12 protein-coding genes and 1 other RNA gene are annotated in these 13,499 nt (G+C 59.1%); 8 read left to right on the plus strand and 5 right to left on the minus strand.

From position 1 onward, the window contains the following. Positions 1–34 precede the first annotated feature (34 nt). From BLO97_RS11085 to ffs, 3 genes are all read left to right on the plus strand, one after another. The gene (locus BLO97_RS11085) at positions 35–1,195 is read left to right on the plus strand and encodes a zinc-binding metallopeptidase family protein (RefSeq protein WP_092148454.1); all 1,161 of its coding nucleotides are present in this window, start codon (positions 35–37) and stop codon (positions 1,193–1,195) included. A gap of 868 nt (positions 1,196–2,063) precedes the next feature. Further along, positions 2,064–2,378: an IS110 family transposase gene (locus BLO97_RS11095; protein ID WP_371914665.1), complete on the plus strand. Its 315-nt coding sequence runs from the start codon at positions 2,064–2,066 to the stop codon at positions 2,376–2,378. A 274-nt stretch (positions 2,379–2,652) separates the two neighbouring features. Continuing rightward, an RNA gene (gene ffs, locus BLO97_RS11100) (signal recognition particle sRNA small type) lies at positions 2,653–2,749 on the plus strand. Between the two features lie 161 nt (positions 2,750–2,910). Here the strand turns inward: ffs and BLO97_RS11105 are convergent. Next, a complete protein-coding gene (locus tag BLO97_RS11105; RefSeq protein WP_139197676.1) occupies positions 2,911–3,759 on the minus strand; it encodes a hypothetical protein in 849 nt (282 codons plus the stop codon). A 525-nt stretch (positions 3,760–4,284) separates the two neighbouring features. Further along, complete coding sequence (locus tag BLO97_RS11110; protein ID WP_063322219.1) at positions 4,285–4,599, minus strand: helix-turn-helix domain-containing protein; 315 nt, start codon at positions 4,597–4,599, stop codon at positions 4,285–4,287. A gap of 339 nt (positions 4,600–4,938) precedes the next feature. Between BLO97_RS11110 and BLO97_RS11115 the strand changes: the two genes are divergently transcribed. Then, the gene (locus BLO97_RS11115; RefSeq protein WP_092148448.1) at positions 4,939–6,687 is read left to right on the plus strand and encodes a putative bifunctional diguanylate cyclase/phosphodiesterase; all 1,749 of its coding nucleotides are present in this window, start codon (positions 4,939–4,941) and stop codon (positions 6,685–6,687) included. Here BLO97_RS11115 and BLO97_RS11120 read toward each other — a convergent pair. Further along, complete coding sequence (locus BLO97_RS11120) at positions 6,633–7,403, minus strand: substrate-binding periplasmic protein (protein WP_092148445.1); 771 nt, start codon at positions 7,401–7,403, stop codon at positions 6,633–6,635. The genes BLO97_RS11115 and BLO97_RS11120 overlap by 55 nt on opposite strands. A gap of 143 nt (positions 7,404–7,546) precedes the next feature. Here BLO97_RS11120 and dnaX point away from each other — a divergent pair, with 143 nt between their 5' ends. From dnaX to recR, 4 genes are all read left to right on the plus strand, one after another. Next, positions 7,547–9,631 (plus strand): DNA polymerase III subunit gamma/tau, encoded by a 2,085-nt coding sequence (gene dnaX, locus BLO97_RS11125; protein WP_092345887.1) that lies wholly within the window; start codon positions 7,547–7,549, stop codon positions 9,629–9,631. Positions 9,632–9,695: 64 nt separating this feature from the next. Continuing rightward, positions 9,696–10,034 carry a YbaB/EbfC family nucleoid-associated protein gene (locus BLO97_RS11130; RefSeq protein ID WP_003183512.1) on the plus strand — a complete coding sequence of 113 codons (339 nt, stop codon included), beginning with the start codon at positions 9,696–9,698 and terminating at the stop codon, positions 10,032–10,034. A gap of 276 nt (positions 10,035–10,310) precedes the next feature. Next, the gene (locus tag BLO97_RS11135) at positions 10,311–11,345 is read left to right on the plus strand and encodes an NADP-dependent oxidoreductase (RefSeq protein WP_092345889.1); all 1,035 of its coding nucleotides are present in this window, start codon (positions 10,311–10,313) and stop codon (positions 11,343–11,345) included. A gap of 66 nt (positions 11,346–11,411) precedes the next feature. Further along, positions 11,412–12,014 carry a recombination mediator RecR gene (recR, locus tag BLO97_RS11140; RefSeq protein ID WP_003199585.1) on the plus strand — a complete coding sequence of 201 codons (603 nt, stop codon included), beginning with the start codon at positions 11,412–11,414 and terminating at the stop codon, positions 12,012–12,014. A 123-nt stretch (positions 12,015–12,137) separates the two neighbouring features. Here the strand turns inward: recR and BLO97_RS11145 are convergent, their stop codons facing one another. Both BLO97_RS11145 and fnr read right to left on the minus strand, forming a co-directional pair. Next, positions 12,138–12,686, minus strand: a complete 549-nt coding sequence (locus tag BLO97_RS11145; RefSeq protein WP_063322214.1) for an adenine phosphoribosyltransferase — start codon at positions 12,684–12,686, stop codon at positions 12,138–12,140. Positions 12,687–12,762: 76 nt separating this feature from the next. Then, on the minus strand, positions 12,763–13,497 hold the full coding sequence (fnr, locus tag BLO97_RS11150; RefSeq protein ID WP_063322213.1) for a fumarate/nitrate reduction transcriptional regulator Fnr: 735 nt from the start codon (positions 13,495–13,497) through the stop codon (positions 12,763–12,765). Between the last annotated feature and the right edge of the window lie 2 nt (positions 13,498–13,499).

Raw genomic sequence — 13,499 nt, forward strand, 5'->3', positions numbered from 1 at the left:
GATCTAGTCTTGCAGGCCCCAGGGAGAGATCGCCATGCACCGCTTCTTCGAACAACTGAGCTCACGCATCGCCGCGCCGTTCCTGGGCGATCGGTCACGTAACAGCAAGGTCTGGCCGTGCCGCTGTGGCCAGTCGTTGTTTTTTCGCAATAGCCAATGCCTGGCCTGCCTGGCGGCGCTGGGTTATCAACCTGAGCAGAGTCGCCTGACGTCCTTGCAACCTGGCGAGCAAGCCGGGACCTGGACGCTGGACGTTGATCCCCAAGCCGGGCTGTTTCGCCGTTGCGCCAACCTCGACACTGCGGCGGCCTGTAATTGGCTGCTGCCGGACAATGGGCACGACACCCTGTGCGTCGCCTGTAGCCTGAACCGCACCATTCCCGACCTGTCGATCCCGGAAAACCCAGAACGCTGGCGCAAGGTCGAGACCGCCAAGCGTCGACTGGTCGCGCAACTGATTACTCTCGGCTTGCCGGTCATCCCGAAAACCGTCGACGAAAACATCGGCTTGGCGTTTGATTTCATCGGTGTCGACCCCGACGGCACGCCACCCACCACCGGTCACGCCAGCGGGCTGATCACCCTCGACATCAAGGAAGCTGACGATGCCCATCGCGAATACGTGCGCCAGCAGATGCGCGAGCCGTATCGCACCTTGCTCGGGCATTTCCGGCATGAGGTGGGGCACTACTACTGGGACCGACTGGTCGCCAACAGCCACTGGCTCGGGGCTTTTCGCGAGCTGTTCGGCGATGAGCGCGCCAGCTACGCCGACGCCCTGGAGCAGCACTACCAGCAAGGCGCGCCGCTGGACTGGCAAACCCGCTACGTCAGCGCCTATGCCACCATGCACCCGTGGGAGGACTGGGCGGAAACCTGGGCCCATTACCTGCACATGATGGACGCGGTGGACACCGCCCTGGGGTTCGGTATGAGCGCCCGGGAAATGGATTTCGACTACCAGCCGTTCCCGCCCGAAACCCTATACGATTCCGGGCACGCTGGCGGTGCGGCCTTCCTCTCGTTCGTCAACGCCTGGATCGAACTGGCCGGCATGCTCAACGAACTGTCCCGCAGCATGGGCCAGCCGGATTTCTACCCATTCGTCGTACCGGCCGCGGTGATTACCAAGCTGCACTTCATCCATCTGGTGATCCAGGAGGAGGGGGGTCGGGCGGATGGGGTACTGTTGTAGTTTGCTCACGCAGGAAGTTTTGCTCGCCAGATACAGAGTCGACTCTCGATAAGAGCCTGGGCGAAGTTAAAGTGATGCCATTTGTTTTGACAGTGGTTTTATATTCTAGCTTTCCTTTACCCTAAGGCTGCCATGGATGATGGCTATATTTATTATGGAAAATTTTATGAAACACGATCAGATGGATAAGGCGACGACCATTCCCAATGCGCCCCGGAGGCTATCCCAGGCCGGACAAAGCACTTACACCATTATATTGGCCTGGCAAATCTCGGATAACGTCTGCCCCGACCAGATTGCCGCTCATACGTTCAGAGTGACTGCCGTGTCTACTGGACAGGGGCAGTTTGTCCCCGCCACCACTGTCCGGCCGGACCATCGTGGTTGGTACCGCCATGAAATAGGCGTCAGTGGTGGCTCCAGGCCGGTGTACTTCAATGTTCAAGTTCGGGCCCAGGCGCTTAATGGCGAGTATGGACCATTCTGCCCAGTAGTAGTTTGTAATACTTCGTCGTGATTAATTGCTGTTCAAGCATAACGATCTCTGAGTGTTCAATCCTGTCGCCGAAAGATCAATTTTCGCCGCTCTTGTTGCTAGGATCTAACGTCGACAATGATTCGGGGTTAGTTAAAAGTGTTGGGTGTAGGCGTTCATGTTGCGTGTGCCGGCGCTTTCGCGGGCAAGCCCGCTTGTATGGTAGGACTTGAAGGGAGGAGGAGGGACAAAGTCCGCTTCTGACTGTTAGCGCAGTACAGGCCGTGGGAGATTTCACCCCTCCTCCGTTCACCCAAGGGAGATCGGCTTGAGACGATTCCCAACAAATCGGCGGTCAAGAAATGGCTCAAGGCCTGGTTCGCGCCAGTGGGAGTGGCCATCGAAGCCTGCAATATCTATCACCAGAAGTTCGCCGATCTGGCTCATGCGGGCGGCTGTGTGATCCATATGGTCGGTGGTTATGAGCTCAGCCATTACCGCAAGGGCGTGAACGTACGGGCCAAAACTGATGCGCTGGATGCTCGACTGCTGGCCCGCTACTTGAAAACGAAGGGCGTGACCTGCACTCCTGAACCGCGCCGACTTATAAGTCTTCTTCGGCGCCGGGCGCCTTGGTTCAGGCTCGTGTCAGCCTCAAGCAAAGCTGTGCTAACGAGCTGTTGCGAATATCTGCCGAAAGGCATTTAAGGGCTATGCATGCACCATAGAGTCTCCCACAGTTGTTTTTGGATGGCCTCGGGATTTGCATCACCACAGATCCCCTGTGGGAGCTTGCTCGCGAAAGCGCTGAGCCAGCTTGCATTCATGTCCAATGTGCCAACGTCATCGCTAGCAAGCGATGCGCCCACAGCAAGTACTTGAACATCTTCAGTTTTTTTATCCGCCGCGAACGCTTGTAACTTCTCGTCAGATAGGTACAATGGCCCGGCTCGCCGTCAGGCGGGCGTCGTTATGGTGACCCCATCGGTCCCCCCGCAACGATTACCCGTGAACCTGGTCAGATCCGGAAGGAAGCAGCCACAGCGGGAACATTGTGTGCCGGGGTGTGGCTGGTGGGGTTGCCTCCATAACACCCAGGCCTTCGTTCGTAAGGTCTATGAGATGCCTTTCGGTCAGTCTGAAGCGGGGTGATCCTTTTCGCTTTGAAATTTGCCGGGATAGCGCAGCTTATTGCTGGTTAAAACGCCCCGTGCTTTGGTGAGGTGTTTCACTCCCGAAGTTATAGTGCAAATACAATCATCGATTCTCTTAGTTCACAAACTCTAACTGTTTTCGACAGTACCGATATTTTAACGGTTCCGTCGGTGGTGTTATGGTTGAATTCTATTTTAGCTACACTCTCCGAAAATCCATCATCTATATTCAAGATTGATATTCCGTCAGGGTAAAGCTTGTCCTTGTTGTCGGTAAGGGCATAGCTTCCTCCCGAAGATGCATAGCCCTGGAGGATGCGGCTCTCTACTTTTACTAATTTCTCATTAATCACTTGATGGATGGAGCTAGCTTGGTTTTCTCCTGCGGAGAAATACAGGCTGGTATTTGTTGTAAATGAAAAATATGTCGTGTTCGGAACTATGACGGATTCTTTTCCATTGCTGAAAATGGAACCCTGTTCCTCGCCAACGGCTATAAGGTGTTGGATGCCATTTTCTTCATGAAACTGGTTTTTGTTGTTATGAGATGACCGGCTTTGCTCGCCAACGATAAGATCCACGGATGCGAGGATGTCCCAGGCAAAGTTTGTCGTGACCGATCCCTGTGAGTTCATTGATGTATAAGTAACTTGGTCTCCAAATTTTTTTATTTCGAATATGGCCCCTGTTTCCGGGTCACTCATTTTCAGAGTGATTGAGTCAGGGATGTAGGCGACTATTAAGCCATAATGGTTGGGGCGTATATCTGTTGTTGTAGGGAAAAGGAATGGCTCGATTTGCCAGGTTTCAACCAGTCTCCATTCTGGATTTGTAAGGTCAGTCCGGGTATACAAGCTCTTTGACAATAAAAGCGCCTTCGAAGATCTGATTGTCATAGGCGTTTTATTTGATGCGGTCACTGATTTGGTTTTCATTTGATTATCCAGCAAATATGGCCTGAGTTGGTGCGGCGCTGCAAGAAGTTAGCGGTTTCTTGTCCTGTGATTGTTTTTTTTTGCCATATTTGTTGTCTACTGTCAGAACTGACAGTCCGGACGAGCGGTGGTTTTAAGTTCTTCGCGATTTGCAGGGAGAGTCGTTTTATATAAAAGGAACTCACTGTTCGGTAGCCACGGGCTTATTCTGCGTGAGCCGGTTATTGATTCCTTCCAATTGGTCGGTGTGCATCGGCTACCAAGCTCTACTCACCATCCCTTCCCGGCATCGGCGGGCCCCGTATCCCGTGCAACGCTGGGGTAAGGCATGCTTTGGGATTTCCCCGAGGAGAGAATCTGCCCTGGCGGTTTCCATGCCATCGATAACAAAAGCGTCAACGTGTTTGCCAGCAGTTTGACCAGTACTTGTTCCAGGCTGAGCGCATTGTCACGCCGCAGGTACCCGCCGTCGAACAGAAGCAGCACGGGCGGCAGGTATACTGGCTTCTCTTTTTCATGACTTCATCAAGGCTTGGACAAGGCCTGGTCAACCGCGGCGATCAGCTTTCCCAGATCCTTCGGCGTGGCTCTGTGTATGACACCGAACAGATAGGCCCGCTGTTCGTCCTCATCGCCCATGTCGGCAAAAAAGGCTTTCAGTTGTACATCCAGCACATTGGCAAGCAGGAACAAGGCTTCGACGCTGGGGGTGTAGGTGCCGGTTTCGAAGCGGCTGATGGTTTTGGGGTCAAAACCGGTTTTTTCGCCAAGTTCAGCCTGAGTAAGCCCCGCTACTTTGCGGTAGCGTCTGATGGCTGGACCCAAACTTGAAATTTGCATCGCTTAATTCCCATTTAGAATCAAGAACTTAACGATAGATTTTCGCATTAGACAACCGCGTGATCCATCACCTTGCTTTGCAAAGTGTGATGTGTTTCGTAGAATCGGCCTTTGGCACGGGTATTTGGCGACCTGCTTCAGAAGCCGGGGGCGTGTGCAGAGACCGGGCCTTGCGTTTCTTGCCGCGATACTTGGCAAGGGCTGAAGCTCTCCCTTAGTACCGCCAGGGCCCGCGCTCCAGCTTCTCTCAAAGTGTTTGAGCCTAGTTGATTTTCGCCTGTCTTGAAGGCGGTGCAACCGCGCGCGACAAATGAGCCTGACTCATGGATGACTGCTTCGATGGATAAGAAGTACCGCAGAGCCGTTGACGCCGCCGCGATTTTTTCCGAAACCGATCTGAGCGGGCGCATTACCTACGTCAACGATCAATTTTGCAGCCTTTTTGGTTACCGGCGCGATGAGTTGCTGGGTGTGAACCATCGCCTGCTCAATTCCGGCCAGCACCCTGACGAATTCTTCGGCGCCATGTGGCGCACCATTGCCCTGGGCCAGGTCTGGAAAGGGGAAATCTGTAACCGGGCCAAGGACGGTACGCTGCACTGGGTCGACACCACCCTGGTGCCAGTGATCGATGACGATACAGGACAAGTCGAACGCTACCTGGCGATTCGCTTCGATGTCAGCGAAAAGCGTCGCCTGCTGCATTCGCTGCAATGGCGGGTTGGTCACGATGTGCTGACCGGGTTGCCCAATCGCACTTATCTGTCCGATCTGCTGGACCAGGCCCTGGAGTTTTCTCGTGCGGAAAACTTGCCCCTGGCGGTGTGCATGCTCGACCTCGATGGCTTCAAGGCGGTCAATGACGGCTACGGCCACGCCAGTGGCGATCGGCTGCTGGTGGAGGTCGCCAGGCGCCTGCGCAGTATCGTGCGGGGCGAGGATGTGGTGGCGCGGCTGGGTGGGGACGAGTTCGTGCTGGTGCTGCGCCATGTGCGTGGGATGGATGAGTTGCACGCCGCGTTGAGCCGGGTGTTGATCGCTGTTTCCATGCCGTATGGCATTGACGGGAAGGGCATCAAGGTCTTCGCCAGCATTGGCGTCACATTGTTTCCTTGGGATAACGAAGACGCCGAGACCTTGTTGCGTCATGCCGACCAGGCGATGTACGTGGCCAAGCAAAGCGGTCGCAATCGTTTCCATTTGTTCGATGTGTCCCGGGACAAGGAAGTGCGAGCCACTTACCAGACCGTCGAGCGGGTCCGCCAGGCGCTGGCAGGCAATGAGTTGCGGCTGCATTTCCAGCCCAAGGTCAACATGCGCCACGGCACCGTGGTCGGCCTGGAGGCGCTGCTGCGCTGGAAGCATCCGCAACGTGGCCTGGTGCCGCCTCGGGAGTTCCTGCCGCTGGTGGAAGAGACCGACCTGATCGTCGAGATCGGCGAGTGGGTCATGGAGCAGGTATTGACCCAGTTGCAGCAATGGCTGCAAGCGGGGCAGGGCTGGCCGGTGAGCATCAATATCTCGGCGCGGCATTTCCAGCGAGCGGATTTTGTCGAGCGGCTGCGACAGGTGTTGGAGCGGCATCCGGCGGTACCGCCATGCCTGTTGGATCTGCAGATTGTCGAATCGGTCGCGGTGGAGAACCTTGCCCACGTCAGCGCTTGCCTCCAGGCCTGCCATGCCTTGGGCGTGGGGTTTTCGCTGGGTGGGTTCGGCACGGGCTACTGCTCGCTCAATGATCTCAAGCACCTGCGCACGCAAGCCATCAAGATCGACAAGACCTTTGTCCGCGACATCCTCCATGACCGCGACGACCTGGCACTGACCAAAGCGGTGATCGGCCTGGCTCGGGCGTTTGGCCGTGAGGTGGTCGCCGAAGGGCTGGACAGCCTTGAGCACGGCCAACTGCTGTTGAGCCTGGGCTGTGAGGTGGCACAAGGTTATTTCATCGCACGGCCCATGCCGCCCGAACGGATACCCGGCTGGGTGCAGGGCTTCATCCCGCCGTCGCAATGGCAGCAGCGGCCAGGCGATCAGGGGGAGGGTGCCTCTCTCCTGGCCTGCGATGCATCACTGCGGCCAGTGTAAAGCTGGATGATCGCGTCGATTTCCCCGGACGTCTTCATGTTCAGCAAGGTTCTCAGGATGCGTTGCGCTGGAATGTCCGGATCGTTGCGCACGTAACAGCTCAACTGCTGTTCCTGAAGCACAGCCACGGCACGGAGTTGTCGATCCGCCGGATGGCGTTGATTGAACCAGTCCAGTGCCCATTGGTTGCTGACCGCATAGCTATAGCGGCCTGCCAGCAGTTTCGCCAGCACTTGCTCCTGGCTGCGAGCATCGTCTCGGCGCAGTTGGCCGCTGTTGAACAAGGGTTGCAAGGTCGGGTAGGTATAGCTGAGCACTGTGCCTATGGCCTGGTGCGCCAGCGTTGCCGGTGTTACTGCCGCAGGTGCGTTTGCCGTGGCAACGAGCAGGTCGCGTTGGAAAAACAATGGGATGCTCCACAGATAATCGCCGCCATCACTCACCCATTCAGGGCTGACATAGCAACGTACGTCGATCTCGCCGTGTTTCATGGCGCTGTCCAGCCGGGCGCGGGACAGGACGTGGAATTGCGCTGGCAGTCCCATCTGGGTCGCCAGGCTGGTCATTACATCGGGAAGGATGCCCTGGGTCGGGCGACCCCGTTCGATCTGCACCATGGGCATCGCCCAGCCGTCGGTAACGGCAAAACGCAAAGGTACTTCATCAGCAAGACAACCTGTCCCCAACAACAGCAAAGCCCCCATGGCTGAGCGCATAAACTCTCCTGACTGTGCAAAACCGCGTCGACAACCTAGTCCCTGATCCCATCTTAGTCAGATTAGACGAGCACACCGGATGCAATTTCGCCCCTGCTCCGCTAGCATTAGCCGCTTATGTTCCTTCGTTGCGACGGTTTTCGATGAGTTATCAGGTTCTTGCACGTAAATGGCGTCCGCGCTCGTTCCGCGAAATGGTCGGCCAGACCCATGTGCTCAAGGCTCTGATCAATGCCTTGGACAGCCAGCGGCTGCACCATGCCTACCTGTTCACGGGTACCCGTGGCGTGGGCAAGACCACCATCGCACGGATCATCGCCAAGTGCCTGAACTGTGAAACCGGCATCACCTCCACGCCTTGCGGCGAGTGCTCGGTCTGCCGGGAAATCGACGAGGGCCGTTTCGTCGACTTGATCGAGATCGACGCCGCCAGCCGCACCAAGGTCGAAGACACCCGCGAGCTGCTCGACAACGTGCAGTACGCGCCGAGCCGTGGGCGCTTCAAGGTCTACCTGATCGACGAAGTGCACATGCTCTCCAGCCATTCCTTCAATGCGCTGCTCAAGACCCTTGAGGAGCCGCCGCCCTACGTCAAGTTCATCCTGGCGACCACCGACCCGCAGAAACTTCCTGCAACGATTTTGTCGCGGTGCCTGCAGTTCTCCCTCAAGAACATGACGCCGGAACGGGTCGTCGAGCACCTGACCCACGTACTGGGCGTCGAGAACGTGCCCTTCGAGGACGATGCGCTGTGGCTGCTGGGGCGCGCCGCCGATGGTTCGATGCGCGACGCCATGAGCCTGACCGACCAGGCCATCGCTTTCGGTGAAGGCAAGGTCATGGCCGCCGATGTCCGGGCCATGCTCGGCACCCTCGACCACGGCCAGGTCTATGACGTTTTGCATGCGCTGATCGAAGGCGATGCCAAGGCGCTGCTCGAGGCGGTGCGTCACCTGGCCGAGCAGGGGCCGGACTGGAATGGCGTACTCTCGGAAATCCTCAACGTGCTGCACCGCGTCGCCATTGCCCAGGCCCTGCCCGAAGGCGTCGACAACGGCCATGGCGATCGTGATCGCGTTCTGGCCCTGGCCCAGGCGCTGCCGGCCGAAGACGTGCAGTTCTATTACCAGATGGGCCTGATCGGCCGTCGCGACCTGCCCCTGGCCCCCGATCCGCGCGGCGGCTTCGAAATGGTCCTGCTGCGGATGCTGGCGTTCCGGCCAGCCGACACAGCGGATGCCCCGAGGCAAGCGCTAAAGCCAGTGGGGATCAGCCAGGCCACAGCTGATTCCGCCAAGCCAGTGGCTGCCGCGCCCGTCGTTGCGCCGGCAGTGGCTTCGGCTCCGGTAGCGTCGGCACCTGTGGCACCTGTGGCACCAGCGACCCCGACACCCGTTGTCGCGGCCCCTGAGCCAGAACCTGAACCGATCGTCGAGGCGCTGCCCGAACCGGTCGCCGAAGCCGTTGTCGATCTGCCCTGGAACGATCCGATCGAGCCCGAGGTTGTCCAGCAACCTGCCGTGGAACCGGTCCTGGAGACCATCGCCGAGCAGCCCGAGTTGCCGCCGATGCCTTTGCCGACGCCCGACAGCGTGGTGCCCGATGCGCCTGAGTGGGTCGCCGCGCCGGTGCCCGAACCGACAGTGGCCGACGTCGATGTCGCCACGCCAGGCATCGATCAGGATGACGAACCGCCGCTGGACGAGGATTACATCGAGCCAGACCTGGATTCGGCCTACAGCTACCTGGACGACCTGGCCAGCGAGCACGCCGCTGAGCCGGCCCCGGAGCCCGAGCCGGAACCCGCGGCGATGCCAGCCACCGGGCTGGCCCTGCAATGGCTGGAGCTGTTCCCTAAGCTGCCGATCAGCGGCATGACCGGCAGCATCGCCGCCAACTGCACGCTGATGGCCGTGGAGGGCGACCACTGGCTGCTGCACCTGGACCCGGCCCACAGCGCGCTGTTCAACGCGACCCAGCAGCGCCGCCTCAACGATGCGCTGAACCAGTACCACCAGCGCACCCTGACGCTGACCATCGAGCTGATCAAGCCCGAGCAGGAGACCCCGGCCCAGGCCGCGTCCCGGCGCCGTGCCGACCGTCAGCGCGAAGCCGAGGAGTCGATCCACGGTGATCCATTCATCCAGCAGATGATGCAACAGTTCGGCGCCGTGGTCCGTCACGATACTATCGAACCTGTCGAGGCCCCGGTCACCCAGGGCTCATAACTGAAGGCACCGGGCCGAACGGGCCGGGTGCGTTGTTTATCCAAGTACTTTCGAGGTGATTCCCATGATGAAAGGTGGCATGGCCGGCCTGATGAAGCAGGCGCAGCAGATGCAGGAAAAAATGGCCAAGATGCAGGAAGAACTGGCCAACGCCGAAGTCACCGGCAAGTCCGGCGGCGACATGGTGACCGTGGTCATGACCGGTCGCCACGACATCAAGCGCGTCAGCATCGACCCAAGCGTGGTCGAAGGCCTGAGCGAAGACGACAAGGAAATGCTCGAAGCCCTGTTCGCCGCCGCCGTCAATGACGCGGTGCGCAAGATCGAAGCCAACAGCCAGGACAAGATGTCTGGCATGACGGCCGGCATGCAACTGCCGCCGGGCATGAAACTGCCGTTCTGATTCGCCATCCCGGTCGGGATGGGCTACACACAATGCCAGGCATCGCGCCTGGCATTTTTGTTTCTGTCATAGGCGCGAGCGGTGGTAGAAATCATACCTGTGGGAGCAAGGCTTGCCCGCGATGAACGATGACGCGCCGCTCCGACACACCGAGGTCTCTGTATCGCGGGCAAGCCTTGCTACCACAGGTGCCCGCTTGAACAAACATCGAACGCCGCCCCCTCGGCAATGGTCTGCTCCCTATACGTGCCACTCAACGATCAAGGAGACGCTTCCATGTCACAAGCATCGACCTCCAACCAGCGCATCGTCCTTGCCTCCCGCCCCCACGGCGCCCCGACCGCGGAGAATTTCCGCCTGGAGCACGTGACGCTGCCGGAGCTGGCGCAAGGGCAGATCCTGCTCAAGACGCAGTTCCTGTCGCTGGACCCTTACATGCGTGGGCGAATGAGTGACGCGCCTTCCTACGCTGCTCCGGTAAAAATCGACGAGGTGATGACCGGTGGCGCCGTCAGCCGCGTGGAGCGCTCGATGCACCCGAAATTCCAGGAGGGTGATCTGGTGGTGGGGGCCACCGGTTGGCAGAGCCACAGCATCAGCGACGGGCGCAACGTGATGCCCATCCCCTCGGGGCTTGCGAGCCCGTCGATGGCCCTGGGTGTGCTGGGCATGCCGGGCATGACCGCTTACATGGGGCTGATGGACATCGGCCAACCCAAGGCCGGGGAGACCCTGGTGGTCGCAGCGGCCTCGGGTGCGGTGGGCTCGGTGGTCGGCCAGGTGGCGAAGATCAAGGGCCTGCGCGTCGTCGGCGTCGCGGGTGGCCGCGAGAAATGCAAGTACGTGGTCGACGAGCTGGGATTTGACGCTTGTGTCGATCACAAGAGCGCACGTTTTGCCGAGGAGCTGGCGCAGGCTTGCGACAAGGGCATCGACATCTATTACGAAAACGTCGGTGGCAAGGTTTTCGATGCCGTCGTGCCGCTGCTCAACGCCAAGGCGCGAATCCCGCTTTGTGGCCTGATCGCGTCCTACAACGATCATCAAGCGCCGAGCGGCCCGGATCGCTTGCCGCAGTTGCAGCGCACGTTGCTTAACAAGCGCGTGCGGATCCAGGGGTTTATCGTGTTTGATGACTACGGCGACCGTCAGCCCGAGTTCATCAGTGCCATGGCCCCTTGGGTGCGCGATGGCAAGGTCAAGTTCCGTGAAGACCTGGTCGATGGCCTTGAGAATGCGCCACGGGCGTTTATCGGGTTGTTGGAAGGGCGCAACTTCGGCAAGTTGGTGGTGCGGGTCGCGCAGGATTGAGTATTTGACGCTAATCGGAGGCGCGGGTATAAACCGCGTCTCGTTGTTATGTCGGACATTTCCTCCATGAGCTTCAGCCCTTTGATTCGCCAACTGATCGATGCCCTGCGAACGTTGCCGGGTGTAGGTCAGAAAACTGCCCAGCGCATGGCGTTGCAATTGCTCGAGCGTGATCGCAGCGGCGGTTCGCGCCTGGCCCAGGCCCTGAGCCAGGCCATGGAAGGCGTAGGGCATTGCCGGTTATGCCGCACCCTCACCGAAGACGATCTCTGTCCACAATGTGCCGATCCGCGTCGGGACGACAGCCTGCTTTGCGTGGTGGAAGGGCCGATGGATGTGTATGCGGTAGAGCAGACCGGTTTTCGTGGCCGTTATTTCGTGCTCAAGGGCCATTTGTCACCGCTCGACGGCTTGGGGCCTGAAGCCATCGGCATTCCACAGTTGATCGCGCGGATCGAAGAGGCGGGTACGTTCACGGAAGTCATTCTCGCTACGAACCCGACGGTCGAAGGCGAAGCCACCGCCCATTACATTGCCCAACTGCTCAACAACAAAGGCTTGATCGCCTCGCGCATCGCCCACGGCGTGCCGCTGGGTGGGGAGCTTGAATTGGTGGATGGCGGGACGCTGGCGCATTCGTTTGCCGGGCGCAAGCCGATCGCGTTGTAGCCGCTACACAGTACCTGTGGGAGCGAGCTTGCTCGCGATAGCGGTGGATCAGTCAATATCCATGCGACTGATAAATCGCCATCGAGCAAGCTCGCTCCCACAGGTTCGATTGTTGCCTGCCAATTACCTTTCGCTGAGCGAGAACTGCGTCAGGCAGAACGTGGGAATCCCCATGTCTTCCAGGCGCTGGGAGCCGAGCAGCTCCGGCAGGTCGATGATCGCCGCGGCTTCGTGGACCTTGGCGCCCATACGGCGGATCAGGTTGGCAGCGGCGATCAGCGTGCCGCCAGTGGCAATCAGGTCATCGAACATCACCACCGAATCACCCTCGCACAAGCTATCGGCGTGCACTTCAAGGAAGGCTTCGCCGTATTCGGTCTGGTAACCCTCGGCCAGCACATCGGCCGGCAGCTTGCCTTGCTTGCGAAACAAGATCAGCGGCTTGTTCAACTGATAGGCCAGGATCGAGCCAATCAGGAAACCCCGCGCATCCATCGCGCCAATGTGAGTGAACTCGGCCTCGACGTACCGGTGGGCGAAACTGTCCATGACCAGGCGCAGGGCGGTCGGGGATTGGAAGAGTGGGGTAATGTCGCGAAAGATCACGCCGGGCTTGGGGAAATCGATCACGGGGCGGATCAGGGATTTGATATCGAAGGAGTCGAAGACCATCGTGGAGGTGTCCTGGCAGGGCTGCAAACGCGGCAGTATAGCGCGGCGAGGCAAATCCCTCAGCCGCGCAGGTTCATCAGCCGTCGATCGAGCCGCCGGCCAGGGCGCAGAGCTGGATCGGGTCGAGAATGTGGATTTCCTTGCCTTCGGCGGCAATCAACTCGTTCTGTTGGAAGCGGGTGAACACCCGGGACACGGTTTCCACCGCCAGGCCCAGGTAGTTGCCGATTTCGTTGCGCGACATGCTCAAGCGGAACTGGTTGGCCGAGAACCCACGAGCGCGGAAGCGTGCCGAGAGGTTGACCAGGAATGTGGCGATACGCTCGTCGGCGGTTTTTTTCGAGAGCAGCAGCATCATCTGCTGATCGTCACGGATTTCCCGGCTCATGACCCGCATCAACTGGCGGCGCAGTTGCGGCAGCTGTATGGCCAGCTCGTCCAGGCGATCGAAGGGAATTTCGCACACCGAGGTGGTTTCCAGCGCCTGGGCCGAGACCGGGTGGGACTCGGTGTCCATGCCGGACAGGCCCACCAGTTCGCTGGGCAGGTGGAAGCCGGTGAGCTGTTCTTCGCCGCCATCGCTCAGGTTAAAGGTCTTCAAGGCGCCCGAGCGCACGGCGTAGACAGAGTCGAAGGCGTCGCCCTGGCGAAACAGGAACTCGCCTTTTTTCAACGGTCGGCCCCGTTTGACGATGTCGTCCAGCGCGTCCATGTCCTCAAGGTTCAGCGAAAGCGGCAGGCAGAGGGGGGCCAGGCTGCAATCCTTGCAATGGGCCTGGTTGTGGGCGCGCAGTTTGACTGGCTCGGACATTT

The organism is Pseudomonas sp. NFACC05-1 (genome assembly GCF_900100135.1).
Taxonomy (GTDB): domain Bacteria; phylum Pseudomonadota; class Gammaproteobacteria; order Pseudomonadales; family Pseudomonadaceae; genus Aquipseudomonas; species Aquipseudomonas fluorescens_Q.

Excerpts from the sequence above, each read along its gene's own strand:
- BLO97_RS11085 (WP_092148454.1), top strand. The coding sequence starts at position 35 with ATGCACCGCTTCTTCGAACAACTGAGCTCACGCATCGCCGCGCCGTTC.
- BLO97_RS11105 (WP_139197676.1), bottom strand. The coding sequence starts at position 3,759 with ATGAAAACCAAATCAGTGACCGCATCAAATAAAACGCCTATGACAATC.
- BLO97_RS11110 (WP_063322219.1), bottom strand. The coding sequence starts at position 4,599 with ATGCAAATTTCAAGTTTGGGTCCAGCCATCAGACGCTACCGCAAAGTA.
- BLO97_RS11115 (WP_092148448.1), top strand. The coding sequence starts at position 4,939 with ATGGATAAGAAGTACCGCAGAGCCGTTGACGCCGCCGCGATTTTTTCC.
- BLO97_RS11120 (WP_092148445.1), bottom strand. The coding sequence starts at position 7,403 with ATGCGCTCAGCCATGGGGGCTTTGCTGTTGTTGGGGACAGGTTGTCTT.
- dnaX (WP_092345887.1), top strand. The coding sequence starts at position 7,547 with ATGAGTTATCAGGTTCTTGCACGTAAATGGCGTCCGCGCTCGTTCCGC.
- BLO97_RS11130 (WP_003183512.1), top strand. The coding sequence starts at position 9,696 with ATGATGAAAGGTGGCATGGCCGGCCTGATGAAGCAGGCGCAGCAGATG.
- BLO97_RS11135 (WP_092345889.1), top strand. The coding sequence starts at position 10,311 with ATGTCACAAGCATCGACCTCCAACCAGCGCATCGTCCTTGCCTCCCGC.
- recR (WP_003199585.1), top strand. The coding sequence starts at position 11,412 with ATGAGCTTCAGCCCTTTGATTCGCCAACTGATCGATGCCCTGCGAACG.
- BLO97_RS11145 (WP_063322214.1), bottom strand. The coding sequence starts at position 12,686 with ATGGTCTTCGACTCCTTCGATATCAAATCCCTGATCCGCCCCGTGATC.
- fnr (WP_063322213.1), bottom strand. The coding sequence starts at position 13,497 with ATGTCCGAGCCAGTCAAACTGCGCGCCCACAACCAGGCCCATTGCAAG.